The organism is Weizmannia sp. FSL W8-0676, from assembly GCF_038593015.1.
Lineage (GTDB): Bacteria > Bacillota > Bacilli > Bacillales > Bacillaceae_C > Weizmannia > Weizmannia coagulans.
The window spans coordinates 1,608,316-1,634,957 of sequence record NZ_CP151954.1; the positions used below are offsets into that span (position 1 = coordinate 1,608,316).

Consider the following 26,642-nt stretch of genomic DNA (forward strand, 5'->3'; position numbering starts at 1 on the left):
CCTCCATATATAAACGGTATGTTTAAGATTGCCTTATGGATAAACCGGAATAGACTTGAGCCCTGTATCTTCTTCCAGCCCGAAAAGCAGATTCATATTTTGGACTGCCTGCCCGCTTGCACCTTTTACAAGATTGTCAATGGCAGAAATGACCACGAGCCTTCCCGTCCGTTCATCCGCATGGACGCCTATATCACAGTAATTTGAGGCGTATACTTCCTTTGTAGATGGAAAAGAACCGGCCGGCCTGATCCGGATAAATTCCCGGCCTTTATACACTTTCCTATAATATTGGCGGACATCTTCAGTGGTGACTTTTTTTGTTAAAGGCGCGTATATCGTGCAAAGAATCCCCCTTGTCATCGGAATGAGATGGGGCGTAAACGAAATTTTCGCTTCCCTTCCGGCAAACTCCTTGATGAACCGCTCGATTTCCGGTGTATGCTGGTGGCTGCCGACTTTGTACGCGCCGGTATTTTCATTTACTTCAGTAAATAAGTTGCTGAGGGAAGGGTTTCTTCCCGCGCCGGAAACACCGGTTTTGCCGTCAATCACAATAAAGGAAGTGTCAATAAGCTCCTCTTGAACAGCCGGGAGAAGCCCTAAAAGCGCTGCGGTCGGAAAGCAGCCGGGATTGGCGATCAATTGCGCTTCTTTTATCCTGTCCGCATTCATTTCAGCAAGGCCGTAGATTGCTTTGTCCAGCTCTTTTTGCGGGGCGGGTTCGCGTTTATACCATTGCCTGTACGCTTCCCCGCCCAGTCTGAAATCCCCGGACAGGTCGATGCACTTTAAACCTTTTTCAACAAAGCGCGGTACCCAGTTTTTTGCTACCCCGGACGGCGTTGCGAAAAACAATAGTTCCACCCTGCCTGCGATTTCATCCGGAACCATGTCTTCCAGTTCGGCTTCGGTGATGTGCTGGAAATGCGGGTAGTGTGCGGTCAGCATCGTGCCTTTTGTGCGATGCGATATCAACATTTCCAGTTGTGCGCGGGGATGGCGGGCAAGAAGTCTGACAAGTTCCGCGCCGCTGTATCCGTTTGCCCCGACAATCCCTATTTTCAACATTTTCATCTCCCTATTGTTATGTAGGCCTTGCTGAACCAATCCGATTCTGAGTTTGTACCCAATTTGCCTGCAGGCTCTAGAAGAATCCATCTTTGAAAATGCGATTCTGTCTTCTCTATGCATTGAATCAGCTTTCAAGTGCAAGCTTTTCCCTGCATTTTTTATAAAACACTTGCAGTAAATTTATGCCAAAGCTGTCAGCATCCTTGCCAAATCTAGGAATTTTGCTTTTTCAGCAAGCCCTATGTATGTGCATTATTATAATTCAATCTGCATGATTATACAAGGCTAAAAATATAAAAAAATAGAAACTTTTCATTTTCGCGAATAACAAAAAAGATCAAGGCCTGCATTTGGCAGGGCTTGATCTTTTTTGTCCGCAAGGAAAGATTATTCGTTTGCCAATACGACGATTTTTCCGTTTGCCGCCGCACCGACATACCGGGTGGCAATTTCAAGCGGAATTCCGAGTTCAAGGATCTTTTCCAATATTTTTTCCGGATATGTTTCTCTTTTGACCAGTGCTTTCAGTTCGTCCATGAGATCCACATCCGTATGAAGGCATATTCCGTTTACGCCTTTTCCGGCTTCACGGCCGACTTCACGGATGGCCGCATCATTGTTGGCAATGACAGTAATGCGCCCATTTTCTCTATGATGCTGTAAAACGGCTTCTGCTGCTTCCCCGGGTCCGGCAAAAATTCCAATTAAATGCATACGCGTGTCCCCATGTCAATTTCCGAAAGAAATGACGAGTTTTTCCAGTTCCGCCGGGCCGGGTTCCGTCATCGTAAAGCCGAGCTTTTCCATTTCTTCAGCCAATGCCGCTGCATGGCTTTGATCTGTGACAATAAAGGTGCGGTCGCGCTGAATGGTGTCTTTTACTTTCGCCAAAAAGGAAAACAAAGCAGCGGTTTTCGGTTCTTGAATTTCCCGCATAAAATTGGAGGATTTTTCGGTTACCGGCAAAATCCAAATCTCACATGCAAACGGCATTTTTAAGATTTCATAGAAAGCATCTGTTTTTTCGAGCGGTGTACGCAGCGTATAATCGAAAAATTCATACACTTTCCGGCTGGAAAAAGGGAAGTTTGCAAACGGGCGGGAGCCTTCCTTGTCGAACACGTGAATGTCCACTTTCGATTTATTTTTTTCAAAATAATTGTCTTCTGTTTTCGCAACGGTATTTTGCATCGTAAGTTCCCCTTTGTATGTAAATCAGATTTCTTTTTATATTGCCTTTTTGCCCCGTTCTTAAACACTGAAGCCGGAATGTTTAACCTGTTAACCCGCGGGTAGACAAAATTGCAAGGCAAAACTGGTACGGGAGTAGGAGCAGATGTTTGTCGTACCGAGCACATACCCGCCTGATCAGGAACCCGAAGAATTTTGCCATCTTTTTATCAATCATTCGGAAGGCAAAGAAAGTGCCAAAGGGAGATGGGCGAGTAGCGAAAGCATGGATGGAAAAGGCGAATTTAAATTCGTCGAACCTTTTGCATCCAGTGACCGTGTCGGGCAACAACCGCACCGCCCTATGTGCAAGGGACACTGCCAACCGGTGAACTACCCACCACTTATTGACCTTGCGGTCTAATTGAAGTGGGGGCTTCTCGACTTATCGTTGCTTTTACTAGCCAACGAAAACTGACCGAGCTAACCCTCTTGTTCCAAGAGTTTTGTTACTTATGATAACGCTAATAAGCGTATACCTTCATTTTTGATATTGATTGCTGAATTATAGTCGCGATCTGCCACATAACCGCACGAACAACGGTAGGTGCGTTCAGATAGTTTCACAGGTTTTTCTGCACCACAACAAGAACACTTCTTAGTGGAGGGAAACCACTTATCAATTTTCACAAGTTGTTTCCCCTGTTCTTTTAGCTTATACGCTAAGAAAGTAGTGAACATCCCCCAGCCGTTATCATGAACGCTTTTCCCAAAGTGAAGGGCTTGAGACATCCCTTTCATGTTCAAGTCCTCAATCACGACAGCATCAAAGTTAGAAGCTAATTCTTTTGACTTATGATGAAGAAAATTCATGCGTTGGTTCGCCACTTTCTCATGTAACTTAGCCACTACTAGTCGTTGCTTGTTCCAACGTGCAGAACCTTTCTTTCTTCGAGAAAGAATTCGTTGTGCTTTTGCTAATTTATCTAAGGCTTGCCGATAGTAACGTGGGTAATTGGCTTTCTTACCCTGTTCACTCTCGACATATAGACCATCCATAGCAAAATCCAAACCAACAACTTTCTGTATTTTAACTGGACGAATATCTTTCTCATATTCTGTCAAAATTGAAATGTAGTACTTGCCTGTCTTTGTTTTAGAAATAGTGCAAGATTTGATTTTATAATCAGCAGGTATCTCTCTATGCTGTTTCATTTTTATTGGCTTTTTGATTTTTGGCAGTTTGATATGACCATTTTCTAGCTTAATATTTCCGTTGACCATATTAGTTGTATAGGATTGTTTTGCTTTACGATTTTTGAACTTTGGAAAATCCGCATTTCCTTCAAAGAAATTCTTATAAGCAGTCTGTAAGTTCATTTGTGCATTTGCCAAAGCTAAAGAATCCACTTCTTTTAGGAATGGAAATTCACTTTTATATTTTGCAGGGGTCGGAAACTTTTGCTTTTTAAGCAATTCTTTATCATCCTTGAACTTTTCATACGTTTCTTTGCGTTCAGCTAACATCTTATTGTAGACAAAGCGAACACAACCAAATGTCTTAGCTAATAATGCGGATTGTTCTTTGTTTGGTAACAAACGAAACTTGAAAGCTTTGTTTTGCTTGGCCATATCAATTCACCTCACTTTTGACCTTGATTTTCAATATATTTTTTGATGGTATCTATTGGAGCGTCGCCTGTTGTAAGTAGGCAGAAACTTCTTGACCAAAACATTTCTTTCCATAGTTTTTTTCTTATATGTGGAAAGTCTCTTTTTATCAGTCGAGAACTTGCACTCTTATAGGCGTTGATGAACTTTGATAGTTCAGAGTTAGGATTTGCTTTGAATAAGATGTGGATATGGTCTTTATCATGATTCCATTCCACTAAAGAAATATTGTATTTACTTCCAATCTCAGCGAACATATCTTTTGCAAAATCAGATATTTCACTATCGAACACTTGTCTACGGTATTTTACAACCAATACAAGGTGATAATGCAGTAAGAATACTGAATGATTATTACTATCTAATTTCATTGATATATCAAACCTCTATTCCATCTAAGACTGATTATATCAAAACCTTTGGCTAAAGCCAACCGAAATTCATCTCCCACCTACTCATTGGTGCTATTCGCACCTTCACATTCCTTGAGGATGGGAGACTTCTTTCGGAAAGCCGTTAAATAAAGCAAAAAACCGGGAGAAGGCAAGCCTTCTCCCGGTTTTTTGCTTTTTCTTAATGCGCACCCGCCATCACCGGCTGGCGGTAAGCAGATAGCGACTCATCCATGATTTTTTGAAAAAGCGGCCTAAGATGCGCGGGAACCAGCCGGCCGGCAAAATCCCACGCATTTTGTTCAATCGTAAGCGCCAGTGCTTGCTTTTCCGGCAAACGCCCGGACTCTTCAAAGGCGGCGGACAATGCAGGCAGATTTTCATCCATCGCATGGCCGATTTCATGTGCAAGCACAATCGTGGCGTAAGGCATAAACCATTTGCAGCTCCCAAACAATAGCTCGCATTGCCGCCGGATTGTCTCTGTATACAGCGTAATCGTATGGGTGTGCGGATGATATTTGCCGCCAACGAGACGCCCGCCTGGGAACTGTTTCTTTATTTTCAAATGGGCGGTGCACCCGGCGTTTTTTAGTAATTCCGTTGCCATTTCTCTGATTTGCAAAATTCCCTGTATGTGTAAAATTTTACTCGACGGGGCATATGAGTGGAAAAAAATGGGAAGACGCTCTATCATCTAATTGTACACTTCAAGATGAACATCTAGAGAGAGAGGTCTTCCCATGGATATTATATCAATAATTGCTGGATTATTAAAGGATACAAAGAGTCTTATCGAATTTGAAGAACAGCTTAAACTTCTGATGCAGAAGGTTTTTACACAATGGGTTGGGGATGTATTTGAGGAGTTAGATAAAACAATAAAACAGAAGAAGTTGGAGGAAGGCTGGGAGTACTGCCGGAGTGATAACAGAAGCGTTCAGTTTCTATTTGGAAGTGTGACTTTTAAACGATCATTAATGCGTGATAAGAGAGGGAACTCACATTATCCTTTGGATGAATGCTTGGGGCTGTTACCCCACCAGAGATATAGCCCGTTAGTGGAATTAAAGGTGGCAGAGTTGGCAAGTGAGAACACCTATCGGGAGGCGGCTAATATTTTAAAAGAATGGACAGCCGTGAGTCTTAGTCATACAACTGTAGGGGAAATGGTGAAACGCGTAGGGAAAACGCAGGCGGAAGCCGACAAGGCCCTTGTAGAAGAGATGGAAATAGCTGCTTCACTGCCTGATGGGAAGAAGGTAGACTACCTGTTTTCCGAAGCAGATGGCGTATTCATCCGGGGACTGGAAAAGAAACAGGGTATGGAAGTCCACCATGCCATTCTCTATGAAGGTTGGGAAACCAATGGAAAAAGGGTCTCCCTGCGTCAGCCCACAGTCATCATGACGACGGAAGCCATCCAGACATTTTGGGATGAAGTCCAAGCCACAGCTGCCAACACCTATTCCCTCGAAAAAGCGCATGTCATTACAAACAGTGATGGAGGTGCTGGGTACACAGCTGAACGGTTTCAAACAGCATTCTCACAGTCGGAATTCCCGGTGCTCAACCAGCTGGATACCTACCACGTTGCACAAGCCATTGTAAGGACATTTGGGGGCGGAAAGAGCGAGATCAAGGAGCAGATTAGAAAAGCGATTAGAAAGCATGACCTAGACCAATTCACGTTATATTTGGATACGCACGAAAGCACCTTGACGGATAAAAAGGCCCTCAAGAAAATCAAGGAATTCCGTTCGTATATCTTGAAAAACTGGGACCGCATTTTTGACTGGAGAGACAGGGTGAAAAACGTGCCGGAAGGTGCGAGAGGCCTAGGAGCGATGGAATCGAATCAAAGGCATATCTCCTTCAGGATGAAAAAAAGGGGCATGCATTGGAGTGAACTTGGCGCAGAAGCCATGGTGAAAATCAAACAAGGCATACTCAATGGGACATTGAGAGAAGTCTATCTGAAACACCGTTCAAGAAGCGAGAGAAAGCAACGGAACTTGAAACAATCCATCAGGATGTCTCAACTACTCAAGCAGCCTGTACGCCCGTCAGTGGGCGTAAAGCACGGATCAGTTGCCCTGCATTCAAGCAGTTCATCGGCAATGGGACATTTAAGCAAAATATTAGAGCTTTCGTTTTAAGCTTGGCTCAGTGGGGACTGATCGTTGAGGCGCGCGAAATTTACGAGACTCCTGCGGGAAAAGCGAGCCAGGAGAGACCCCGCAGCGAGGTACGAGCGAGGAGGCTCGCCGGCCGCCCGCGGAAAGCGAGTGAATTTCGCGCGCCTCAACATCCCCGTTATCCATCTTTATACGGAAATATTACATCTTTTCCGAAAATTACACCGAGCAAGTGAAGCACGGTAGCCGAAAGTGTACAAAAAGAGTGTCTTGGAATACCCGATATTTAAACCTTGTCGAGAAAAACTTGACACATACAAATTCCCTTGTCTCCTTTATCCATATTGGCATTGCTCTTATCATATATTATGAAAGATCGCGATTGCAATATGTATCTATTTTTTCCGGCATCCGAAGTGGCCGGATGAAAGGGCTTTTTATCCGTTCCGGGCAAAGGGATGCCTGAACCTGGATCCCCAGGACAAAAAAAACAGGCCATAAAGGCCTGTTTTTTATAATTTCGAAACGTTCGCAGCTTGTGGTCCGCGGTTGCCTTCTTCAATATCAAAAGATACGGATTGGCCTTCTTCCAAAGTTTTAAAACCTTCGCCCTGAATCGCTGAGAAGTGAACAAATACATCGCTTCCGCCTTCGCGTTCGATAAATCCGTAGCCTTTTTCCGAATTAAACCATTTTACTTTACCTTGTTCCATTTTGTTTCCTCCTAATGTGTTTGAACACAAAATTACTATCCTTGCTCAAGTGATTTCAGGGGGTCAGTTTTAAAACTTTTTCCTTCCTTACCATACCGAACAAAAATAATTCTTTATTATAATAGCAGATTATGTATGGGGAGTCAAGACGAATTGATTATTTTTTTCTTCATTTTATTTTTTCTCCACTAAATGCCATGATTTTTTCCGGATTGAAACCTTCATGGCTGCCGGATCCATCCGCCTGAAAAAATTACGCTGCAAAAATGGGGAAAAGATGCCTGCTTGCAGGCATCTTTTCCGGTCAAGCATTTTATTTTTCTTCCCTGTATCCGTGGCCCGGAAAATTCCCGTAGCCGCCGTGGCCGTAATGCCCTGAATGGTAATGGTGGTGATGTCCGTATGGGTAACCGTGCGAATGGCCGTACGAATAACCGCCGTATCCGCCATAATGGTGATGATGCCCATACGGCATATAATGGCCCGGATAGCCGCCATAATACTGTCTGGAATCTGCCAAATTTGTCACTCCTTTATCCATTGCTGCTTTTACAATATGGCAGTTGGAAGCGCATCGTTTGTGCATCCGCCTGCAAGCGGGAAAACAGGCGCCGGTTTAAACGGCCCAGATGTGCGTCTGCATTGTAAACCCCTTGCCAGGCCGGCCTGCTTCCGGGCATACCGTAAGGGCAATAAACATGCGGTTATATGGGAAATACATGCAAGCTTATTCAGCGACAATGGTTTCGCAAAAATGCAAGCGTTGGCCGGCCGTATCCAGTGTGGCCGAGATGCCGAGCGGAAGCGCCAGATTCGGAGTGCCGTGCCCGGATTGTATGCCGGCAAGCACCGGCTTGCCGATCCCGCAAAAAAATTTTTCCAGGACTTCCTGTGCCGTAAAGCCATCCGCATATGCTTCCGGCTCACAGTCCGTCCATTGGCCGAGCACAAACCCGGAGGCGTCATCCAGTTTTCCGGAAAGCTGAAGCTGGGTCAGCATCCGGTCGATCGCATAAGGTTCTTCATGCACTTCTTCAAGAAAAAGAATTTTCCCGCTTGTATCGATTTCAAACGGCGTTCCCATCAGCGCGCAAATCAATGACAGATTCCCGCCTGTAAGCGGCGCTGTCACGGCCCCTTCACTCCACGCTTCCCCCGTATAGCTGCCGGCAGGAACACCTGTTGACGCCAGCTGCAGCAATGATTGTACCGAAAGATCATCTTCTTTGATAAATTCGACAGCCGCCATCGGGCCATGGATCGTGGCGAGGCCGCATTTTTGCTGGAAAGCGATATGCAAGGCTGTAATATCGCTGTAACCGATAAATAATTTCGGATTCTCCCGGATCCATTCAAAGTCCAGATACGGCAAAATTTGCGGCGCCCCGTATCCGCCGCGCAAACAAAGAATCGCCCGCACGTCATCGTCTGCAAACATCGCATGAAGATCGGCCGCCCGTTCAAGCGGCGTGCCGGCCATATACCCGCCATAAACTTTTCCCGCATTTTCTCCGGTTTTTACCCGGAAACCGAGCCGCCGCAATATGGCAATTGCAGTCTGAATCCTTTCGATTGAAACCGGGCTTGCAGGCGCGACCAGCCCGATCGTATCCCCGGCCTGCAGCCGTTTTCCTTTTCTCATCCTTCTCCCCCCTGGTTGATGAATTGCAGTACGATTTGCTCTTCCGCTTGATGTACTGCTTCTTCATCCAGTACATTATTGATCAAAATAGAAAAAATCAGCTTTTTCCCGGATGTTGCCTGCATATAGCCGGAAAGTGTGCTGACGCCTGTAATCGACCCTGTTTTGGCAAAAACCCGTCCTGCAGCGGCCGTCCCCTTAAACCGGTTTCTGAGGGTTCCGCCTTCCAGCCTGTTTTCAGCCCCTGCAACGGGCAGCGCATCGAAAAAGCACGGAAACCAGTCTTTTTCCTGTATCCGGTATAAAAGCGCCGTCAAATCATTTGCCCGGACCAAATCGGCGTGGGATATGCCCGAACCGTCGCGGAGCATCATCAGGTTAGGATCCGCGCCAAAGTTTCTTGCAACGCCGCGGATTACTTCAAGCCCTTTTTCCCAGCTTCCTTCCCCTTTTTCCGTTTTCCCCATTTCTTTTACAAGCATTTCGGCGATGGTGTTATTGCTGAATTTTAAAAACGGCGCCATGATGCTTGATAAAGGTGGCGATTGGGAAAAAAGAACCGGAACTGCCGCATCCTTCACCCTGCCCGTTTTGATCGTACCTTGCACGGTGATCCCGTTTTCTTCTAAAGTTTTTTTGAAAACAGACAGCACCCATGTCGCCGGGTCCCAGACCGCTTTCCATTGCCGGACTGCGGCTGAATCGGCAGTAATCGTCCCGCTTGCCGTAAACGTATTCCCGCCGTGTGCCCGGCTGATTACGATATCGTCCTCTTCCTGCTTGCCATCCGGCACGGTTCGGACATGGTTGTCCAGTTTAACCATCCCGCTTTCCGGAACCATTTTGATCCGCGCTTTCATGCCGGGTTTTTTTGCCGGGGCGACTTCAAAAATGGCCGTCCCTGCATCATAATCGCGGTCAGGCGATAACGTTAAAGCCGAAATTTGTGCCCCGTAATATTCCTGCTCATCGCTCCACGGCAAGTCAAGTGAATACCGAATATCGTCATAGCGCGAATCATCCCCGACCAGGTCCCCCTGAATACGCCGGATCCCCTGTTTCTTTAATTCAGCCGCCCAGTCCGCTAAATCGGATTTTAATAAAGCAGGATCTCCTCCCCCTTGTATGTATATATCACCGTAAAGCGTACCGTTTTCGATCGCGCCCGTGCGGTACACGCCCGTTTTAAAACGGGCATTTCCCCCGAGTGTTTCAAGCGCGGCGGCCGCGGTCAGCAGTTTCATATTGGACGCAGGGCGCAATAGCGTGCTGCCATTTTGTTCGTAGAGCAGTTCCCCGGTATCAGCCGAACGGACGCTGATCGCAACAATCCCGCCTTTTAAAGGGGCGGCCTGCAAAATGTCGGCAATTTTTGCGTCTGTTTCTTTTTTTCCGCGGCCTTCCCTGTCCCCTGCTGCACAGGGCCCGGTTCCCTGAATAAATAGGAATGCCATCGTCCATATCACAACCCATCTTTTATGCAATACATTTCCCTCCGTATGAAATTCTGCCTTGCTTTATCATATTCCTTCTTCTTTTTAATCTTTCCGTAAACGCTGTTTTGGCTGCGATCTTCTTTTTTCCAATGATTCATTTCGCGTTTTTAAATATTTTTTTCCAAATTAGTAGAACAAGCATGCCTGTATAGTATAAAATGCTTGTGGGGGTGTAATCATGTACCGGTTTGGCTATTACGTTGTTGCCGTCATTTTGTGGCTGCTTGGCGGCAAAATCAAAAAAGAAAACAAAGAGAAAATCCCTGCGGCTCCGTTTGTGGTCGTTTGTACCCACCAAACATGGCTGGACATTATTTACCTGGCGATTGCCATCTGGCCTGTCCAAATTCATTATATGGCGAAACAGGAACTTTTTTCTAAAAAATGGCTAAAATGGCTGTTCACGAAGTTGCACGCTTTTCCAGTCAATCGTGAAAATCCGGGCCCGAGCTCGATTAAAATTCCAATGAAACTTTTAAAAGAAGGGAAGGTCGTCGGCATTTTCCCTTCCGGAACACGCAAAAGCGAACATGTTTCTTTAAAACGCGGTGCCGTGACGATAGCTTTAAAAGCAAATGTTCCGCTTGTCCCGGCTATTTACGAAGGGCCGAAAACATTGAAAGAAGTCATTGCGAGAAAGCCAAAACGCGTGCGCTTTGGCGACCCGATCAGGCTGGCAGACGGAAAAAAAGGAACAAAAGAAGAAATCGAAAAAACGATTGTTCTGCTGCAAGACACTTTTGAAACGCTGAAAAAACAGTAAAAATCTTTTCCACTTTCCGGAGGCAGATGAAAAAGTCCAAAAGAAAACAAAAAACGGCGAGGCACCACATTCAAAGTGTCTCACCGTTTTTTTGCATCCGATCTCTCGTAAAAATAAAACATCACTTTTTCAGTGCCCCTGCCCGCCGGCGGAAGGGTTTTTCCTTTTTTAATTGAAAAAACAGTCCATCTTTTCTTATAATAAAAGGAAGTACTTGCCAAGGAGGAGAGCGTCATGCTAAGCGGTTGGTTTTCTGCTTTTATTTTAATATGGATCCTCTGTCTGGTTTTTCTCTTTTCAGTTGGCGGCTATTTTATGTTCCGAAAATTTTTGAAAAGGCTTCCGAAAGAAGACGGAAAATCGATACTTGACCAGCAGGAAGAGACAATCCTTAAAACGCGGCACCTCTGGACGCCGGAGTACAGAGAACTGCTTGAAGAACTAGTAAGCCCTGTCCCGGAATTGTTCCGCGATGTGGCCAGGAAAAAAATCGCGGCAAAAATCGGGGATGTGGCGCTTTCCAAAAATGCAAAGAAAATGACACTGGACAATATCATTCAGGGCTATATCCTCGCCACGCCAAGAAGGGACCATAAATTCCTCCGAAAAAAATTAAAGCAGCTGGACATCGATGACAGCCGCTACGAGCATTTGTTTGCGCAGGAAAAAACAAGATCGGCCCGGTAAATGAAAAAACATCATTCGGCAAAAGCGAATGATGTTTTTCAAGCACGGACCCCTTCATCCAGTTCCTGTATGAGCCGCCTGTACTGAATATACATGGCGACGCGCCACGGCAGAATCATGCCGAATGCGAGCAGAAAAAACATGCCGCTGAGCTGCCCGATTTGAATCGAGGAGCTGAGTACCACCTTCATCAGCAACCGGATGAGAAGGAGCCCGATCAGAATAAACGGAAAAGCTTTCGACCGTTTTAAATATACATTTCCGTCACGGACTTCGAAACGGGAAGTTTTAATTAAAAATATGGAAAAGAACATTCCGACCACAAAGGCTTCCAATACTTCGGCAGGCGTCACGCGAAAATACGGGACGACAAACATCAATGCCCCGGTACTCATAAAGACCGGCGGCAACAATATTTTTTTTGTGGAAACGGGCTTGTTCTGCCCTTTTAAACGGACAAAAATGACCAAAGACCCCATCAAAATCGCAACAATGAACGAGATGACAATGCCTTCCATGTCTCAACCCTCTTTAGTAACAGATTTTTAACAAAATAAATATAGCTACGGTAAATATAAGTTTCCTATGCTAATATTCAACCATAAAAGCGGGGTTGATGTCCAGCCGGAATGCCTGCCTCTCTTTTTTTGCGGCGCCTGTCAGTTCAAAACGCGTTCAACCGCTTCTAAAACACGTGTTTCATCAAAAGGCTTGACGATAAAATCCTTTGCGCCGGATTCTATTGCTTCGACGACCAGTTTTTGCTGGCCAAGCGCGGAGCAAATAATAATTTTTGCGTCCGGGAATTCGCGCACGATCTTTTTCACAGCTTCAATGCCGGTCATCTCCGGCATGGTAATGTCCATCGTAACGACATCCGGCCTGACTTCACGGTATAATTCAATCGCCCGCTGCCCGTTCTCCGCTTCGCCCACAACGGTATGGCCGCCGTTTTCCAGCATTTTCGCCAAAGTCATCCTCATAAATTTTGCATCATCCACAATCAACACATTTGCCATCGATCGAATTTCTCCTCCTCATTGATCCGTTAAAATGCAACCCGAATTAAAATCCCTGGAATCCCCCGAACAGCGCACTCATATAACCGGAAATGACAGGCATCCAGTCAAAAAAGAACAGGATTCCGGCGAATATCATCACAACACCGCTCCATTTTAATAGTTTCACGCTATATTTTTGCATCCACCCCAATCGTCCGATAAAAAAAGCAAGGACAAAAAAAGGGATGGAGAAGCCGAACACATATGCAGCCATATAGACGGACGCAGAAGCCGGATGGGCCACTGCCATCGCCAATACCGAGGCAAGAATCGGCCCGGTGCAAGGCGTCCAGCCGGCAGCAAACACAAGCCCGACGAGAAAAGAACCCAAGAATCCGGCCGGCTGCTTTTTTACATCGATTCGGTACACTTTCATAAAGATCCCCGGCTGAAAAATGCCCGCAGCAAGCAGCCCAAAAAAAATGAGCGCGACTGCACCGAGCTGCCGGATGGCATCCTGGTAACGGATAAAAAAACTCCCGATCCAGGAAGCACCAAACCCCAATGCAATAAAAACTGTGGAAAATCCTGCGAGGAACCAAACGGTATGCAGGATACTTTTCCACTCCCGCATGCCGCCCCCGCTTTTTAACCGGCTAACAGAAGCGCCTGTTATATAAGAAACAAAAGCAGGGTAAAGCGGCAGACAGCAAGGCGATATAAAGCTCATGAAACCTGCCCCGAAAGACAGCCATACTGTTACATCAGCCATCGGTTCACTCCCCATCCCGGCTCATTTTCATTTTAACATAAACTGATTGAAAGAGAAAAAACATCACGAAAGCATAAAAATGGAACATGAAATCAAAAACCACCTTTTCTGTGCAGGAAATTGGCAGAAAAAGTGGTTTACAGAATCGTGAGAAGCTTAACAATGGTGATGGATATACCACAAAAGCCGGGTATCCAGCTTAAGATTTCATTTGTTTGTTCATGGCATTCATCATTTGATTAATTTTCTTCTGAGACGGCTTCATACCCATTTGCATCATCATCATTCTCAGCATTTGTTCATTAATCGGCGGATTTTTCTTCAGGTAATTCATCATATATTTACGGGCGATGAAAAACCCGATTGCTGCGCCTGCCAAAAGAGCAATAAGGGCTACAAGAACGAACACCCAAATCATAATATACCTCCTTCACTCACATACAGTGTACTAAATCCATTTGAATTATACAATACTTGTTTTCTTCTCACACGAATTTTCTTTCTTTAACCGGTTTTATCCAGCCGTATCGTTTATGGTCGTAATCGATTGCAAGCAGATTTCCTTTGAAGTTCCTCAGAATTTCAAAAACGGCGGTTTCTGTATCATAACTACCGGATACGTTCAGGCGGAGCATTCTTTCTTCTATGGTCACTTCCAGCACCTGCCCCTCTTTTATTGAAAGAAGTTGGCAAGCGCCGGTTTTCGTCATGTTAATGGTGTCAGAAAATAACGGCTGCAAGACATGATGGACAGGCAAGAGCGGAATCTGCTTTGTAATATAATGGATCTGTCTGCTGAGGACATTTTTCAAACTTCCGGAAACGTGCGCATACTGGTGAAAAAGGTTAAAAAACATTCGTTCCCTGCCGTAATAATATTGTGCAAACTCCTCTTTTATCAGGTAGATAGAATAGGATCGCATATGATCTCACTCCCGCAACTTTGTTACCTTCACTATAATGGACGGGCCCCAAAAAAGTTGTCGTTTGTTGTAACAAAATTTAAAAAATTACTGTGGAACATTCGATTACACGTACATACAGGAAAATAAGCGTAAATGTATCAAAGCGTTGCTGCAAAATCGGTTGCGTCCAAGGGAGAAGCTAATTCAACTCAGCTCCGGTACTTCAAGCCCCCTATTCTTATACCCTTCCTTCATAAAAATGAGCCTGCTTTTGCGAATACCGCAAAAGCAGGCCCGGAACGATTACATGCCCAATAATTTTTTTACACGTGCCACAACATTTTCAACGGTAAATCCGTATTTTTCCACAACGGTATTGCCGTTTCCGCTTGCGCCAAACGTATCAACCGACAAAATATCGCCTTCATCGCCGGTATACCTTTCCCAGCCGAATGGTGAAGCCATTTCAATGGCAAGGCGTTTTTTCACCTGTGCCGGCAATACGGATTCTTTGTATTCTTTGCTTTGCTGTTCAAAACGGTCCCATGACGGCATGCTGACAACAGCAGCATCAATCTTTTGTTCCGCCAATTGCTGCTGCGCGAGCACAGCCAGGTGGACTTCCGACCCGCTGGCAAGAAGGAGAACGTCAGCCATTTCCTTTTGTGCAGGGGATATGACATAGGCGCCTTTTGAAACGCCTTCCAGCGCTTTTTCAGCCGTCCCTTTCAAGGTTGGCAGCCCTTGGCGCGTCAAAACAAGCGCAGTCGGATGGTTTTCAGATGACAGGGCCAGCCGCCAGGCAGCCGCCGTTTCATTGCCGTCCGCGGGGCGGATGACCGACAAGCCCGGCATCGCTCTTAAAGAAGGAAGCTGTTCAACCGGTTCATGCGTCGGCCCGTCTTCCCCGACTGCGATACTGTCATGCGTAAAGACGTATGTTACCGGGAGGCCCATAAGCGCGGCCAGGCGGATGGCAGGACGCAAATAATCCGAGAAAACAAAGAACGTGCCGCCGTATACATGCACACCGCCATGAAGCGCCATGCCGTTCATGGCTGCGCCCATCGCAAATTCGCGGACACCAAACCAGATATTGCGCCCTTCATAGGCATCCGGCATATAGTCCTTGTCTTCTTTCAACCGCGTATTGTTGGATCCGGCAAGGTCGGCAGATCCACCGAACAAAGACGGCAAATGTTTGGATATGGCATTTAGCACTTCCCCGCTTGCCGCACGGCTGGCAAGGATTTTGCCTTCTTCATAGACCGGAATGTCCTTGTCCCATCCATCCGGAAGCTCGCCTTTTATCGCCTGTTTTAGTTCAGCCGCAAGCTGCGGGTATTGTTTTTCATAAGCCTCAAACAGGGACGCCCACTCTTGTTCCTTTTTCACGCCGTTTTCTACAACCAATTCACGGAACCGGGCGTAAACTTCATCCGGAACATAGAAGTCTTCTTCAAACGTCCATTTATACGCTTCTTTCGTCAGTTTCAGTTCATCTTCTCCGAGCGGAGCGCCGTGGGCAGCCGATTTCCCGGATTTGTTCGGGGAACCGTAACCGATGATCGTTTTCACTTCGATGAGTGTCGGCCGGCTTGTATCCGCCTTTGCTTCCTCGATCGCTTTTGCGACCTGTGCCATATCATTCCCGTCTTCAACCCGCAAATACTGCCAGCCGTATGCTTTAAACCGGTCGGCAACACTTTCGGAAAAGGCCTTGTTTAACTCGCCGTCAAGGGAAATGTCATTGGAATCGTACAATACAATGAGGCGTCCCAATTTTAAATGTCCCGCCAAGGAAGCAGCTTCGGCAGATACACCTTCCATTAAGTCGCCGTCTCCGCATAAAGCATATGTATAATGGTCAATGACGGGGAAATTTTCTTTGTTGTATACAGCCGCCAGATGCCGTTCTGCCATCGCCATCCCGACTGACATGGCAATCCCCTGCCCGAGCGGACCGGTCGTTGCTTCCACGCCTTCCGTATGCCCGTATTCCGGATGTCCCGGGGTTTTGCTGCCGTATTGCCGGAAATTTTTAATATCATCCATGCTTAATGCATAGCCGGATAAATGGAGCAGGCTATAAAGCAGCATGGAACCATGCCCTGCGGATAATACGAAACGGTCCCGGTTAAACCAGTGCGGGTTTTTCGGGTTTTGGTTCATAAACCTTGTCCAGAGGGTGTATGCCATTGGCGCAGCCCCCATCGGAAGCCCCGGATGGCCGGATTTTGCTTTTTCAATGGCGTCAATGGACAAAGTCCGGATTGTTGTGACTGCCAGTTCGTCCGTTTTATCAAACATCTGCTAACATCCTTTCTTCATGGGTTACAATTTTATATTAAGGCAAGTGAAACCCATAACACAACTCTTTTACCATTTGTATGTGTCAAGTTTTTCTCGACAAGGTTTAAATATCGGGTATTCCAAGACACTCTTTTTGTACACTTTCGGCTACCGTGCTTTACTTGCTCGGTGTAATTTTCGGAAAAGATGTAATATTTCCGTATAAAGATGGATAACGGGGATGTTGAGGCGCGCGAAATTCACTCGCTTTCCGCGGGCGGCCGGCGAGCCTCCTCGCTCGTACCTCGCTGCGGGGTCTCTCCTGGCTCGCTTTTCCCGCAGGAGTCTCGTAAATTTCGCGCGCCTCAACGATCAGTCCCCACTGAGCCAAGCTTAAAACGAAAGCTCTAATATTTTGCTTAAATGTCCCATTGCCGATGAACGGCTTGAATGCAGGGAAACTGATCCGTGCTTTACGCCGATTGACGGGCGTACAGGCTGCTTGAATCGTTGAGACATCCTGATGGATTGTTGCAAGCTCCGTTGCTTTCTCGCGCTTCTTGAACGGTGTTTCAGATAGACTTCTCTCAATGTCCCATTGAGTATGCCTTGTTTGATTTTCACCATGGCTTCTGCGCCAAGTTCACTCCAATGCATGCCCCTTTTTTTCATCCTGAAGGAGATATGCCTTTGATTCGATTCCATCGCTCCTAGGCCTCTCGCACCTTCCGGCACGTTTTTCACCCTGTCTCTCCAGTCAAAAATGCGGTCCCAGTTTTTCAAGATATACGAACGGAATTCCTTGATTTTCTTGAGAGCCTTTTTATCCGTCAAGGTGCTTTCGTGCGTATCCAAATATAACGTGAATTGGTCCAGGTCATGCGTTCTAATCGCTTTTCTAATTTGCTCTTTGATCTCGCTCTTTCCGCCCCCGAATGTCCTTACGATGGCTTGTGCAACGTGGTAGGTATCCAGCTGGTTGAGCACCGGAAATTCCGACTGTGAGAATGCTGTTTGAAACCGTTCAGCTGTATACCCTGCACCTCCATCGCTGTTTGTAATGACATGCGCTTTTTCAAGAGAGTAGGTGTTGGCAGCTTTGGCTTGCACTTCATCCCAAAATGTCTGGATTGCTTCCGTCGTCATGATAACTGTTGGCTGACGCAGGGAGACCCTTTTGCCATTGGCTTCCCATCCCTCATAGAGAATGGCGTGGTGAACTTCCATACTCTGTTTCTTTTTCAGTCCCCGTACAAATACACCATCTGCCTCGGAAAACAGATAGTCTACCTTCTTCCCGCCAGGCAGTGAGACAGCTACTTCCAGCTCTTCTAAAAGTGCCCTGTCAGCTTCCGCCTGTGTTTTTCCTACGCGTTTCACCATTTTCCCTACAGTTGTGTGACTAAGGCTCACTGCTGTCCATTCTTTTAAAATATCAGCTACCTCCCGATAGGTGTTCTCACTTGCCAACTCTGCCACCTTTAACTCCACTAACGGGCTGTATCGTTGGTATGGTAAAAGCCCTAACCATTCATCCAGAGGATAATGTGAATTCCCTTTCTGGTCATGCATTAGTGAACGTTTAAAGGTCACATTTCCAAATAAAAACTGAATGCTTCTGTTATCACTCCGGCAGTACTCCCAGCCATCCTCCAGCTTTTTTTGCTTAATTGTTTTATCTAACGTCTCAAATATTTCCCCAACCCATTGCGTAAAGGCATTCTGGATCAGAATTTTAACTTGTTCTTCAAATTCAATAAGACTTTTTGTATCCTTTAATAATCTAGCAATTATTGATATAATATCCATAGGAAGACCTCTTTCTAAATGTATTCGCCCACAAGCGTACATTTAAATGATAGAGCGTCTTCCCATTTTTTTCCACTCATCTGCCCTTCGAGTAAAATTTTACACATACTACCATTTTGTATGGATTTTGTAAGAAAGAAGCAGGATGGCGCCCCTTTAGTGCAGCTTTCTTTTTGTTTGGATTTGCTTTATTTTTTCCGGGGTAACGTCCTGGCCTTCGGGGTCAAGCACACGGACATTTTCAATCGTTTTTCTGAATGAAGAGCGGAACGCCTGCAAATACTCGCTTCGCAACTTTGACTGTTCCTTTGCTTCCTCACCTGTCAGGCCGCCGATTTTCGCTTTTTTCGCCAATTCGTTTATTCTTGCCATTTTTTCCTTTGAAAGCATATTTTCTCTCCTTTAATCCGTGATTGATGCCATCTTACTAAAATATAGGCCCGCCTGCAAAGAAAGCGCACCGGCGAAACCGGTTTTGGTACTATTGATCATGCACCGTTTCCTCCATATATTCCCTGTAACGCCGGTGGACGGTTGCTTTTGAAACTTGATAGCCAAAACCGCGCATTGTCGCAGCAATCTCCTGAAAAGTCAGGCCGTTGTCCCGCAGGCGGATAATTTCTTCAACCGGCACTTCCTTCCTCTCCCTGCCGTCCGGATTCCGCTTTCCTTTTAAATTTTTTTCCGGGCGGTAGCCGTTTCTGACTGCGCGTTCCATCCCCCTTTTGATTTTTAAGTTATGCAGCTTTCGCTGGTACTCTTCAACCATGCTGACAATTTTCAACACCATTGAATCGGATTCCGAAAGTTCGAGTTCACCGTTTTGTGCATAACAATATACTTTGACCCCTTTTTTATATAAAAAATGGAGCAGTGCAATTTTTGCATTTCCTCTTCCAATCCGTGTTTCATCCTGCACCAGTACGGCGTCAACCTTTTCATTTCCAATGATATCAAGAAGTTCAAGGATACCGGGCCTGTCCAGGTCGTAGCCGCTTGCCCGGTCGCAGATCACCCCGGCCACTTGAAAACCGCGGGAATCCGAAAGCTTCTCCAGCTCTTCCCGCTGCCTCGCCAAAGAAGTTTCCTGGCTTTCTTTTTCCGTGCTTACTCTGCAATATAAAACAACTTTCATTTTTTCGTCTCCCATTGTGATTTCATCGCAAGTTCCCTTTTATCATCCCTGATTTCATTTTTTTCTACCGGAATGACAATTTTTTCGCCGGCTTTGATCATGTTGCCGTTAATCCCATTATGGCGCTCAACCCAGCTGATAAATGCTTCCCTCGACATTTTGCCCTGTTCTGCATACTGACCGGCGATATTCCAAAGCGTCTCGCCCTCTGTAACGCTGATTTTGATATAGTGTGGGGATGGATCCCGCAGACTTCCAATCATGAAAAATCCGAAAACAAGCGCAAGCCCTGCTAAAATCATAACATAATTATACTTTTTCCATAATCGTGACATCTCCATCTTCCTCCCGCGAATATTCGTTCGTCCAATCACCAGTTCTATTATAAAACGAACGCCTGTTTTTCGTCAACATTTTTTTCGAACTTACGTTTGTTTTATCTTCTGCAATGTGATATAATAATAGCAAATAATGGCATTCCTCCCGTTTGCGTCCCCGTACGCAGCGCGGGTGCCAAACAAAACTGCGACGAGGTGGATATAATGGCAAAACTATCAAAACGGCAACAGGCGATACTTGATTTCATCAAGCATGAAGTCAAAACAAAAGGCTATCCCCCTTCCGTGCGGGAAATTGGCCAGGCAGTCGGGCTTGCTTCCAGTTCAACTGTCCATGGCCATCTCGCAAGGCTTGAAAGCAAAGGGCTGATCAGGCGCGACCCTACAAAGCCGAGAGCGATTGAAATTTTGGACCATGATGAAGAAATACCGGCCCAAAATGTTGTCAATGTGCCTATCGTCGGAAAGGTAACAGCAGGCATACCGATTACGGCTGTAGAAAATATTGAAGAGTATTTTCCGCTTCCGGAACATCTTGTCCCGTCTGACGAGTCCGTCTATATGCTGGAAATCGAAGGGGACAGCATGGTGGATGCAGGGATTTTAAACGGCGATTATGTGATTGTCCGCTCCCAGCAGACGGCAAGCAACGGGGATATCGTGGTCGCCATGACAGATGAAAATGAAGCGACAGTAAAAAGATTTTTCAAGGAAAAAGACTACTTCCGGCTGCAGCCTGAAAACCAGACAATGGAACCGATCATATTGAAAAACGTCACCATTCTCGGCGTTGTCATCGGGCTGTACAGGCAAATGGTGCACTGATCAAAAAGAGGCAGTTTCGGCTGCTTCTTTTTTAATAGAGCATATGCGAGTTTGATGGCAAAAATGCCTGTGGCACTTGAGGTTTTCCGGGCTTCCAATCTATTTTTGAAGGAAAAAACGGGGCAATTATCGGGCATTTTGTTTTTCTGAGCGTGAGATGGGAAACTGCCCATTAAACAAAAACCCCTCAAAGCCTTACGCTTCAAGGGGTTTCTTGCTTAATACATTTCGATATACTGGTCGCGTTCCCATTGGTGGACTTGTGTGCGGAACATATCCCATTCAATTTCCTTTGCTTCAAGGAAGTGTTCGATGATGTGATCGCCAAGGGCGTCTACCATTACTTCATCCGATTTTAAGTTTTCCAGCGCCTGCAGCAGCGTGCCCGGGAGGTCGACAATGCCGGCTTCTTCTCTTTCTTCTTTCGTCATGACATAGATGTTGCGGTCGACTGGTTCCGGCGCCTGCAATTTGTTCGCGATGCCGTCAAGCCCTGCTTTTAACAGGACGGCGAGCGCGAGGTACGGGTTCGCAGACGGGTCAACACTGCGCACTTCAACGCGCGTGCTTAAGCCGCGGGAAGCCGGAATACGCATGAGCGGGCTGCGGTTGCGGGCGGACCAAGCAACATAACAAGGCGCTTCATAACCCGGCACAAGCCGTTTATAGGAGTTCACCGTCGGATTCGTTACGGCCGTAAAGTTCGGCGCATGCTTTATGATGCCGGCGATGAACTGGTATGCCGTATCGCTCAGCTGCAGTTCTGCATCGTTCGGATCATAGAATGCATTTTCTTTTCCTTTAAAGAGCGAAAGATTGGAGTGCATCCCGGAGCCGTTCACGCCAAACAACGGTTTCGGCATAAACGTCGCATGCAGGCCGTGTTTGCGTGCAATTGTCTTGACCACCAGTTTAAAGGTCTGGATATTGTCGCATGCCCTGACAGCATCCGCATATTTAAAATCAATTTCGTGCTGGCCAGGCGCAACTTCATGGTGGGATGCTTCAATTTCAAAGCCCATTTCCTCGAGTTCCAATACGATGTCGCGCCGGCAGTTTTCGCCAAGATCCGTCGGCGCCAGGTCAAAATAGCCACCGTTGTCATTCAGCTCAAGGGTCGGTTCATTTTTTTCATTCAGCTTAAAGAGGAAGAATTCCGGTTCAGGCCCAAGATTAAAACTCGTGAAGCCAAGTTCTTCCATTTCTTTCAATACTCGCTTCAGGTTATTCCGCGGATCTCCTTCAAACGGGGTGCCGTCCGGATTATAAATATCGCAAATCAGGCGGGCAACTTTCCCTTTCTCAGCCGTCCACGGGAAAATAACCCATGTATCATAGTCCGGATACAGATACATATCCGATTCTTCAATCCGGACAAATCCTTCAATCGAAGAGCCGTCGAACATGATTTTATTGTCGAGCGCTTTTTCAAGCTGGCTGAGCGGGATTTCGACGTTTTTAATCGTCCCTAAAATATCCGTGAACTGCAAGCGGATGAATTTCACATTTTGTTCTTCGGCATTCTTCAAAATATCTTCGCGTGTAAACTTAGGCATGAACAGTATTCCTCCCTTTAGGCAATAAAAAGTATATATCTAAGCTATAAAACTAGCTTTTCAACAACGTTAATGGAAAAAACGGGGCGCATCGCTCAACCGCTGGCTCGGGCTTTGAAAACGGCCGGCCTGCAGCAGTTCCTGGCGAAGCCGTTTGCGGATTTCTTCATCCGTTACATGATTTTTGACGAGTACCGGCCCGGTTCCGCGGTGGTCGTTCATCAATAAGATTTTTTTGATACCCGCAATATTGATCCCCTGATCCAGCAAATCTTTAATATCAAGAAGCCGGTCGACATCATTTAAGGAATAAAGGCGGCGGTTGCCTTCCGTCCTTGCCGGTGTAATCAGCTCATGTTCTTCATAATAACGGATCTGCCGGGCCGATAAATCTGTCAGTTTCATAACAGTCCCGATCGGCAAAAGCGGCATCGAACGGCGGATTTCTTTTCGACCCATGTTATACGCTCCTTTTCTTTATATTTTTACTATATTCGATGTGAGTTTTTTTGTCAACAAAATGTTAAGTTTTCTCACATCATTTTTATTGCCCTTAGGAAGGCAAAACGAGTTTTTCGCGGATTTCCATCCATTCTGCCACGTCCACGCTCTTTCTAAGGGCTTCAAGGCGGGCATCGAACTGTTCGGCAATATCGAGCAAAGCTTCCGATTGCATTTTTGCAAACTCTTCCTCCAGCCATGATCGGAACGAACCGGCAAGCTTTTCTCCCTGCACGTCAAGATACTGCTGTGCAAGCGGTTCGAACACGTCCTGCAGTTCTTCCTGCATGCCGGCTTTTCCTCCTTTTTCAAAAAAGGTGCGTGCATTTTTAAAATGGCGGAATGCCTTTTCAAAAGGCTTCAAATCCGTCTCCAAAAAAGCCGCAGGAAAATCAGGCGTAGCGTGTGCGCCCGCTTCAAACGTACTGACGGACAAATCAGGAAGCAAACGTTTTATCTCCCTGTTCCATTCCGCGCTTTGGGAGGCGAATAAATTCCGGCAATGGGCTTCAAGCCTTACATTTGTCGCCCGCATCTCCTGCGCAAAATCATAACCGACGAGTTCTGCAAGCTCCTGAAGGGCGCCCGGCAAATCTTTCGCTGCCTTTACCGTTGCCGGATTAAAAGCTTCCTTGAAAAAGTCGGCGAAGCGGTAAAAAACACGCTGTTTCACGTAATAGAGCAGCTCCTTCTGCTCCTGCATAACGCTGTCTGTGAAGAACGCCAGCTTTGTATTTTTCAAAATGGCTTCTGCCTCTTCCCGCCGTTTCCGGAGGAGTTCCCGTTTCGCTTTCTTTGTTTCAATTGATTCATTGGCATCGCGGATCACGGCATCCACCATTTCGAGGCCGCGTTCCAGCTCGTTTTGTGCGGACTGAAGCACCATATTCAGCAAATCATGGTCGAGAAATTGGCGGAACCCGGCTTCAAATTCGGCCATTTTCGCTTCCTTCCGCCTGCCTGAAAGCGCAAGCAGGCTTGATACACCATACAGGCGCGGGTTGCGGATGCCAAAATGGAGCAGCTGCCCCCTGACATAGTCCATCACTTCTTTATATTCTTCACCGGACGAGGCAAGATCAATCGCATTGACAATAAAAAACATCTTATCCAGTTCAAATGCTTCTTTTACCCGCCCGAGCTGGATGAGAAATTCCCTGTCTGCGCGCGCGAAGGCATGGTTATAGTATGTGACGAAGAAAACCGCATCCGAGTCTTTAATATATTCAAATGCCACGCCGGTATGACGGGCATTGATCGAGTCGGCTCCGGGCGTATCGACCAGCGTAATGCCAAGCCTTGTGAACGGGCAATCATAAAACAAATCAATGGACTCAACAAAACAAGACTGGGTTTCATCGGCAACAAACCGGCGGAACGCTTCCATTCCGGCATTCAAGTTCTGCCCGGCCCGCCCGTTGAAATCAGGGAAGCCTTTCGCAAAGGCACGCAAAAAAGAGAGATGGACTTTTTCGTTTGCTTTGCTCGTTTCTTTTGCGTGCAAAGTTTCAATTTTTTCAAGCGCTTCCCCGAAAGAACGGCAGCCGAGCCCGAAAACAGCGAGCGACTTGTTGACATCTTCCAGCATCTGTGCCTCCGTTTTCAGCTGGACGGCTGCCGTTTTATGCGGATGTGCCGCATCAGGCGGGCAGATCCGGCAAATGGCTGCTGTTGTCGGATTCGGTGAAACTGGCAGCACTTTTTCGCCGGCAAGCGCGTTTGCAAAAGACGATTTTCCCGCGCTGAACGCGCCGAACAGCGCAACGGTATAGCGGCGGTTTTTCAGGCGCCTGCTTTTTGTACTGAGCGTTTCGGTATACCGTTTAAAACCGTGCTGATCTTTTAGCAGCGTAATCGCCTGCTCCATTTTGGCAAGCGCGGTTTCAAGTGGCAATGTGCCGGCTTGTTTTTCTGCCGGGGCGGAGGTTTCTGTAGCCTTGCCGGTTTCTTCCGGCTGTTTTGCATCCTTTTCCCCGCGGTACACCCGGTAATGCGCCTTTTCATCCGCCCATTCTTTCTCTATTTCAGCCAGCAGCTGTTCCGGATGTGCGGCAGGTGCTTTCAGTTCAGCCCGTTTTTCGACAAGCTGCCTTTCTATTTTTTCAAGATGCCTGTAAGCCTCTGCCAGTTCTTTTGCCTGCCCGGCCTTTTTCCGGGCCATTTTAAGCTGTTCCTCTGTTTCCAAGGCAGCCTGCTTCAGGACGGGCGCTTTCCAATCGTCCCAAGCCTGGCGGGCGGAACGTTTTATTTCGTCCGAGACATTTTCGCAATAATGGAGGATGTAGTCGCCTGTCAGCCGGGCGCCCTCTTTTACCTGGGCGGCAAGCATTGCTTCGCTGAAATCTGCTTTAAGCATGCCGGCCTGTTGTTCCAGCATTTGCGCGCCAGCGAGATGGAGCGTTTTTAAAGCTTCTTGCGCCAGCGGGCGGAGATGCCAGTCGATTTGTGCCTCAACATTGGCTTTCAGGGCGGCATAGAAATCATGGAGCCGCTGTTTTCTTGCTTCTTCGGTTTTTTTCTTCTTCGCAAAAAAACCGCCGGCCTGGAAATCTTTTTGCATGCTTTCAAGATACGCTTTTGCTTTCTCTCTCGTTTCAAACGGCATTAAATAGGCGCCGTCCAGAAGTGTTTGAAGCTTTTGCCGCGTTTCTTCCTCCCAATTTTCAATGCGGGCAAGAAGCACCCGTTCTTTTTCAAACCACTCTTGTTCCTCTTCATATGCTTCCGCTTTCCCGGTTCCTGGGTATTTTGCAAGTACTTCCCCATATGCTGCTTTTTGCGGCGCGTACTGTGCTTCAAGCCAGTCGGCATGTTCTTTTTCCAGCACGCTTAAGGATGCTTCAACAGACCGTTCCAGCCGGGCGGATTTTTCGGAAACGGCGCGGTCAATGAGCGCTTTCAGCCGGCCGAATTCATTATCGGGATGATCCGGGTCTTTTAAAGAGGTGTAAAAAATGCCACCCGGCCGGACATGCCAGGATGCAAATGCATTTTCAACCCCCCGCCGGAATGCGGAAAACGGCAGCTCTTCATTCCGGTGCTTGTCAATCTGGTTAATAATTAAATAAAGTTCAAGCCCGTGATCGAGCAGTTCTTTTGTAAAGGTAAAATTCAGTTCCGACTGGACATGGTTGTAATCCATTACATAAAAGACAAGGTCCGCCATATAAATCGCCGATTCCGTGGCAATCCGGTGCGCATCGTCGGTTGAATCGACACCCGGCGTATCCATCACCGTCAATCCCGCCGGCAAATTGGAATCAGGCTTTGTGATTTCAATTTCCTGGACATGCCCCTTTTTACAATAATCTTTGACAACTTCAAAATCATACGGCGCGTGAAAAATCAAAGGGGCTTCCCCTTTTTCATAAACAATGGCGCAGTCTTCCGTCCCCTTTTCAATTTTGACGAGATTGGCGCTCGTCGGAATCGGGCTTGACGGAAGGACACGGCTGCCTAGAAGTGCGTTAATCATGGTGGACTTGCCGGCTGAAAAATGCCCGCAAAACGCGATATGGAAATCTTCGCGGCGGACTTTTTTCAGCAGGTTTTTCGCTTTTTCCACCCTTTGTTCATCCCCGTTTTGCCGGAAATGTTCAATTAAGCTTAAAATCTGTGTTGTGTTTTTGCTTTTTTCCTGTAGTTTGGCCATCACTTTACTCCCCATTGTGTGTTGATAGCTCTATTTTAACGAATTTTTCATCGTATTCATACTATATTAAACTCATTTTTCTCCTTGCCCGGGCGAATACCGCGGGCCGC

General features: G+C 46.6%; 29 protein-coding genes. 5 read left to right on the plus strand and 24 right to left on the minus strand.

The features are described 5' to 3' along the window. Positions 1–33: 33 nt before the first annotated feature. The 3 genes from argC to NST20_RS07795 all read right to left on the minus strand — a co-directional run bounded on the left by argC (position 34) and on the right by NST20_RS07795 (position 2,265). Positions 34–1,071 (minus strand): N-acetyl-gamma-glutamyl-phosphate reductase, encoded by a 1,038-nt coding sequence (argC, locus tag NST20_RS07785; RefSeq protein WP_342400371.1) that lies wholly within the window; start codon positions 1,069–1,071, stop codon positions 34–36. Between the two features lie 390 nt (positions 1,072–1,461). Beyond that, positions 1,462–1,788 (minus strand): hypothetical protein, encoded by a 327-nt coding sequence (locus tag NST20_RS07790; protein WP_019721368.1) that lies wholly within the window; start codon positions 1,786–1,788, stop codon positions 1,462–1,464. 15 nt (positions 1,789–1,803) lie between these two features. Continuing rightward, on the minus strand, positions 1,804–2,265 hold the full coding sequence (locus NST20_RS07795; RefSeq protein WP_133536348.1) for a hypothetical protein: 462 nt from the start codon (positions 2,263–2,265) through the stop codon (positions 1,804–1,806). A gap of 145 nt (positions 2,266–2,410) precedes the next feature. On the opposite strand from NST20_RS07795, the gene NST20_RS07800 reads away from it, so the two are divergent. After that, positions 2,411–2,668, plus strand: a complete 258-nt coding sequence (locus NST20_RS07800; RefSeq protein WP_019721370.1) for a manganese catalase family protein — start codon at positions 2,411–2,413, stop codon at positions 2,666–2,668. An 89-nt stretch (positions 2,669–2,757) separates the two neighbouring features. Here NST20_RS07800 and NST20_RS07805 read toward each other — a convergent pair whose 3' ends face one another. The 3 genes from NST20_RS07805 to NST20_RS07815 all read right to left on the minus strand — a co-directional run bounded on the left by NST20_RS07805 (position 2,758) and on the right by NST20_RS07815 (position 4,875). Continuing rightward, positions 2,758–3,876 (minus strand): RNA-guided endonuclease TnpB family protein, encoded by a 1,119-nt coding sequence (locus NST20_RS07805; RefSeq protein WP_071452103.1) that lies wholly within the window; start codon positions 3,874–3,876, stop codon positions 2,758–2,760. Between the two features lie 11 nt (positions 3,877–3,887). After that, positions 3,888–4,286: an IS200/IS605 family transposase gene (gene tnpA, locus NST20_RS07810; RefSeq protein WP_041818598.1), complete on the minus strand. Its 399-nt coding sequence runs from the start codon at positions 4,284–4,286 to the stop codon at positions 3,888–3,890. Positions 4,287–4,488: 202 nt separating this feature from the next. After that, positions 4,489–4,875 (minus strand): hypothetical protein, encoded by a 387-nt coding sequence (locus NST20_RS07815; protein ID WP_342400372.1) that lies wholly within the window; start codon positions 4,873–4,875, stop codon positions 4,489–4,491. Positions 4,876–5,050: 175 nt separating this feature from the next. On the opposite strand from NST20_RS07815, the gene NST20_RS07820 reads away from it, so the two are divergent. Continuing rightward, on the plus strand, positions 5,051–6,466 hold the full coding sequence (locus NST20_RS07820) for an ISLre2 family transposase (RefSeq protein WP_342400373.1): 1,416 nt from the start codon (positions 5,051–5,053) through the stop codon (positions 6,464–6,466). A gap of 491 nt (positions 6,467–6,957) precedes the next feature. Here the strand turns inward: NST20_RS07820 and NST20_RS07825 are convergent, their stop codons facing one another. The 4 genes from NST20_RS07825 to dacB form a co-directional block, all read right to left on the minus strand. Continuing rightward, positions 6,958–7,158, minus strand: coding sequence for a cold-shock protein (locus tag NST20_RS07825; protein WP_013859436.1), 201 nt, complete (start codon positions 7,156–7,158; stop codon positions 6,958–6,960). 313 nt (positions 7,159–7,471) lie between these two features. Then, positions 7,472–7,678, minus strand: coding sequence for a hypothetical protein (locus NST20_RS07830; RefSeq protein ID WP_328014104.1), 207 nt, complete (start codon positions 7,676–7,678; stop codon positions 7,472–7,474). A 207-nt stretch (positions 7,679–7,885) separates the two neighbouring features. Continuing rightward, positions 7,886–8,800, minus strand: coding sequence for an LD-carboxypeptidase (locus NST20_RS07835; RefSeq protein WP_328014105.1), 915 nt, complete (start codon positions 8,798–8,800; stop codon positions 7,886–7,888). Then, a complete protein-coding gene (dacB, locus tag NST20_RS07840; RefSeq protein WP_328014106.1) occupies positions 8,797–10,284 on the minus strand; it encodes a D-alanyl-D-alanine carboxypeptidase/D-alanyl-D-alanine-endopeptidase in 1,488 nt (495 codons plus the stop codon). Before dacB ends, NST20_RS07835 begins: the two co-directional genes overlap by 4 nt. Before the next feature lie 190 nt (positions 10,285–10,474). Here dacB and NST20_RS07845 point away from each other — a divergent pair, with 190 nt between their 5' ends. Then, positions 10,475–11,059: a lysophospholipid acyltransferase family protein gene (locus tag NST20_RS07845; protein WP_013859441.1), complete on the plus strand. Its 585-nt coding sequence runs from the start codon at positions 10,475–10,477 to the stop codon at positions 11,057–11,059. A gap of 234 nt (positions 11,060–11,293) precedes the next feature. Next, positions 11,294–11,746 (plus strand): DUF2621 domain-containing protein, encoded by a 453-nt coding sequence (locus NST20_RS07850; protein ID WP_061575229.1) that lies wholly within the window; start codon positions 11,294–11,296, stop codon positions 11,744–11,746. A 38-nt stretch (positions 11,747–11,784) separates the two neighbouring features. Here NST20_RS07850 and NST20_RS07855 read toward each other — a convergent pair whose 3' ends face one another. The 11 genes from NST20_RS07855 to NST20_RS07905 form a co-directional block, all read right to left on the minus strand. Then, positions 11,785–12,264: a cytochrome c biogenesis protein CcdC gene (locus NST20_RS07855; RefSeq protein ID WP_013859443.1), complete on the minus strand. Its 480-nt coding sequence runs from the start codon at positions 12,262–12,264 to the stop codon at positions 11,785–11,787. 141 nt (positions 12,265–12,405) lie between these two features. Then, the gene (locus NST20_RS07860) at positions 12,406–12,765 is read right to left on the minus strand and encodes a response regulator (protein ID WP_013859444.1); all 360 of its coding nucleotides are present in this window, start codon (positions 12,763–12,765) and stop codon (positions 12,406–12,408) included. Between the two features lie 46 nt (positions 12,766–12,811). Beyond that, complete coding sequence (locus tag NST20_RS07865) at positions 12,812–13,519, minus strand: cytochrome c biogenesis protein CcdA (protein ID WP_017553010.1); 708 nt, start codon at positions 13,517–13,519, stop codon at positions 12,812–12,814. A gap of 199 nt (positions 13,520–13,718) precedes the next feature. After that, the gene (locus tag NST20_RS07870) at positions 13,719–13,940 is read right to left on the minus strand and encodes a YneF family protein (protein ID WP_161655518.1); all 222 of its coding nucleotides are present in this window, start codon (positions 13,938–13,940) and stop codon (positions 13,719–13,721) included. A 64-nt stretch (positions 13,941–14,004) separates the two neighbouring features. Further along, a complete protein-coding gene (gene sirA, locus NST20_RS07875) occupies positions 14,005–14,442 on the minus strand; it encodes a sporulation inhibitor of replication protein SirA (RefSeq protein WP_195850205.1) in 438 nt (145 codons plus the stop codon). Positions 14,443–14,727: 285 nt separating this feature from the next. Further along, positions 14,728–16,734, minus strand: a complete 2,007-nt coding sequence (gene tkt, locus NST20_RS07880) for a transketolase (protein ID WP_342400374.1) — start codon at positions 16,732–16,734, stop codon at positions 14,728–14,730. A 375-nt stretch (positions 16,735–17,109) separates the two neighbouring features. Then, positions 17,110–18,525: an ISLre2 family transposase gene (locus tag NST20_RS07885; protein ID WP_342400375.1), complete on the minus strand. Its 1,416-nt coding sequence runs from the start codon at positions 18,523–18,525 to the stop codon at positions 17,110–17,112. A 156-nt stretch (positions 18,526–18,681) separates the two neighbouring features. Then, a complete protein-coding gene (locus tag NST20_RS07890; RefSeq protein WP_342400376.1) occupies positions 18,682–18,915 on the minus strand; it encodes a DUF896 domain-containing protein in 234 nt (77 codons plus the stop codon). Between the two features lie 91 nt (positions 18,916–19,006). After that, complete coding sequence (locus tag NST20_RS07895) at positions 19,007–19,660, minus strand: recombinase family protein (protein ID WP_328192327.1); 654 nt, start codon at positions 19,658–19,660, stop codon at positions 19,007–19,009. Next, a complete protein-coding gene (locus tag NST20_RS07900) occupies positions 19,657–19,995 on the minus strand; it encodes a LysM peptidoglycan-binding domain-containing protein (protein WP_017553014.1) in 339 nt (112 codons plus the stop codon). Before NST20_RS07900 ends, NST20_RS07895 begins: the two co-directional genes overlap by 4 nt. Beyond that, positions 19,970–20,128, minus strand: coding sequence for a hypothetical protein (locus NST20_RS07905; protein ID WP_328004619.1), 159 nt, complete (start codon positions 20,126–20,128; stop codon positions 19,970–19,972). The genes NST20_RS07900 and NST20_RS07905 overlap by 26 nt, the downstream gene beginning before the upstream one ends. Before the next feature lie 74 nt (positions 20,129–20,202). Between NST20_RS07905 and lexA the strand changes: the two genes are divergently transcribed. After that, entirely contained in the window at positions 20,203–20,823 is a 621-nt protein-coding gene (gene lexA, locus NST20_RS07910) for a transcriptional repressor LexA (RefSeq protein WP_017553015.1), read from the plus strand. Between the two features lie 218 nt (positions 20,824–21,041). Here the strand turns inward: lexA and glnA are convergent, their stop codons facing one another. From glnA to NST20_RS07925, 3 genes are all read right to left on the minus strand, one after another. Beyond that, entirely contained in the window at positions 21,042–22,379 is a 1,338-nt protein-coding gene (gene glnA / locus NST20_RS07915) for a type I glutamate--ammonia ligase (RefSeq protein ID WP_013859453.1), read from the minus strand. A 69-nt stretch (positions 22,380–22,448) separates the two neighbouring features. Continuing rightward, on the minus strand, positions 22,449–22,838 hold the full coding sequence (locus NST20_RS07920; RefSeq protein WP_258921527.1) for a MerR family transcriptional regulator: 390 nt from the start codon (positions 22,836–22,838) through the stop codon (positions 22,449–22,451). 94 nt (positions 22,839–22,932) lie between these two features. Then, on the minus strand, positions 22,933–26,532 hold the full coding sequence (locus NST20_RS07925) for a dynamin family protein (protein ID WP_342400377.1): 3,600 nt from the start codon (positions 26,530–26,532) through the stop codon (positions 22,933–22,935). Positions 26,533–26,642 lie beyond the last annotated feature (110 nt).

Excerpts from the sequence above, each read along its gene's own strand:
- NST20_RS07920 (WP_258921527.1), bottom strand. The coding sequence starts at position 22,838 with ATGGGTCGAAAAGAAATCCGCCGTTCGATGCCGCTTTTGCCGATCGGG.
- sirA (WP_195850205.1), bottom strand. The coding sequence starts at position 14,442 with ATGCGATCCTATTCTATCTACCTGATAAAAGAGGAGTTTGCACAATAT.
- NST20_RS07925 (WP_342400377.1), bottom strand. The coding sequence starts at position 26,532 with ATGGCCAAACTACAGGAAAAAAGCAAAAACACAACACAGATTTTAAGC.
- glnA (WP_013859453.1), bottom strand. The coding sequence starts at position 22,379 with ATGCCTAAGTTTACACGCGAAGATATTTTGAAGAATGCCGAAGAACAA.
- NST20_RS07890 (WP_342400376.1), bottom strand. The coding sequence starts at position 18,915 with ATGCTTTCAAAGGAAAAAATGGCAAGAATAAACGAATTGGCGAAAAAA.
- NST20_RS07795 (WP_133536348.1), bottom strand. The coding sequence starts at position 2,265 with ATGCAAAATACCGTTGCGAAAACAGAAGACAATTATTTTGAAAAAAAT.
- NST20_RS07900 (WP_017553014.1), bottom strand. The coding sequence starts at position 19,995 with ATGTCACGATTATGGAAAAAGTATAATTATGTTATGATTTTAGCAGGG.
- NST20_RS07895 (WP_328192327.1), bottom strand. The coding sequence starts at position 19,660 with ATGAAAGTTGTTTTATATTGCAGAGTAAGCACGGAAAAAGAAAGCCAG.
- NST20_RS07805 (WP_071452103.1), bottom strand. The coding sequence starts at position 3,876 with ATGGCCAAGCAAAACAAAGCTTTCAAGTTTCGTTTGTTACCAAACAAA.
- NST20_RS07855 (WP_013859443.1), bottom strand. The coding sequence starts at position 12,264 with ATGGAAGGCATTGTCATCTCGTTCATTGTTGCGATTTTGATGGGGTCT.
- NST20_RS07865 (WP_017553010.1), bottom strand. The coding sequence starts at position 13,519 with ATGGCTGATGTAACAGTATGGCTGTCTTTCGGGGCAGGTTTCATGAGC.
- NST20_RS07790 (WP_019721368.1), bottom strand. The coding sequence starts at position 1,788 with ATGCATTTAATTGGAATTTTTGCCGGACCCGGGGAAGCAGCAGAAGCC.
- tkt (WP_342400374.1), bottom strand. The coding sequence starts at position 16,734 with ATGTTTGATAAAACGGACGAACTGGCAGTCACAACAATCCGGACTTTG.
- NST20_RS07835 (WP_328014105.1), bottom strand. The coding sequence starts at position 8,800 with ATGAGAAAAGGAAAACGGCTGCAGGCCGGGGATACGATCGGGCTGGTC.
- NST20_RS07825 (WP_013859436.1), bottom strand. The coding sequence starts at position 7,158 with ATGGAACAAGGTAAAGTAAAATGGTTTAATTCGGAAAAAGGCTACGGA.
- argC (WP_342400371.1), bottom strand. The coding sequence starts at position 1,071 with ATGTTGAAAATAGGGATTGTCGGGGCAAACGGATACAGCGGCGCGGAA.
- NST20_RS07860 (WP_013859444.1), bottom strand. The coding sequence starts at position 12,765 with ATGGCAAATGTGTTGATTGTGGATGATGCAAAATTTATGAGGATGACT.
- NST20_RS07885 (WP_342400375.1), bottom strand. The coding sequence starts at position 18,525 with ATGGATATTATATCAATAATTGCTAGATTATTAAAGGATACAAAAAGT.
- tnpA (WP_041818598.1), bottom strand. The coding sequence starts at position 4,286 with ATGAAATTAGATAGTAATAATCATTCAGTATTCTTACTGCATTATCAC.
- lexA (WP_017553015.1), top strand. The coding sequence starts at position 20,203 with ATGGCAAAACTATCAAAACGGCAACAGGCGATACTTGATTTCATCAAG.
- NST20_RS07850 (WP_061575229.1), top strand. The coding sequence starts at position 11,294 with ATGCTAAGCGGTTGGTTTTCTGCTTTTATTTTAATATGGATCCTCTGT.
- NST20_RS07845 (WP_013859441.1), top strand. The coding sequence starts at position 10,475 with ATGTACCGGTTTGGCTATTACGTTGTTGCCGTCATTTTGTGGCTGCTT.
- NST20_RS07800 (WP_019721370.1), top strand. The coding sequence starts at position 2,411 with ATGTTTGTCGTACCGAGCACATACCCGCCTGATCAGGAACCCGAAGAA.
- NST20_RS07820 (WP_342400373.1), top strand. The coding sequence starts at position 5,051 with ATGGATATTATATCAATAATTGCTGGATTATTAAAGGATACAAAGAGT.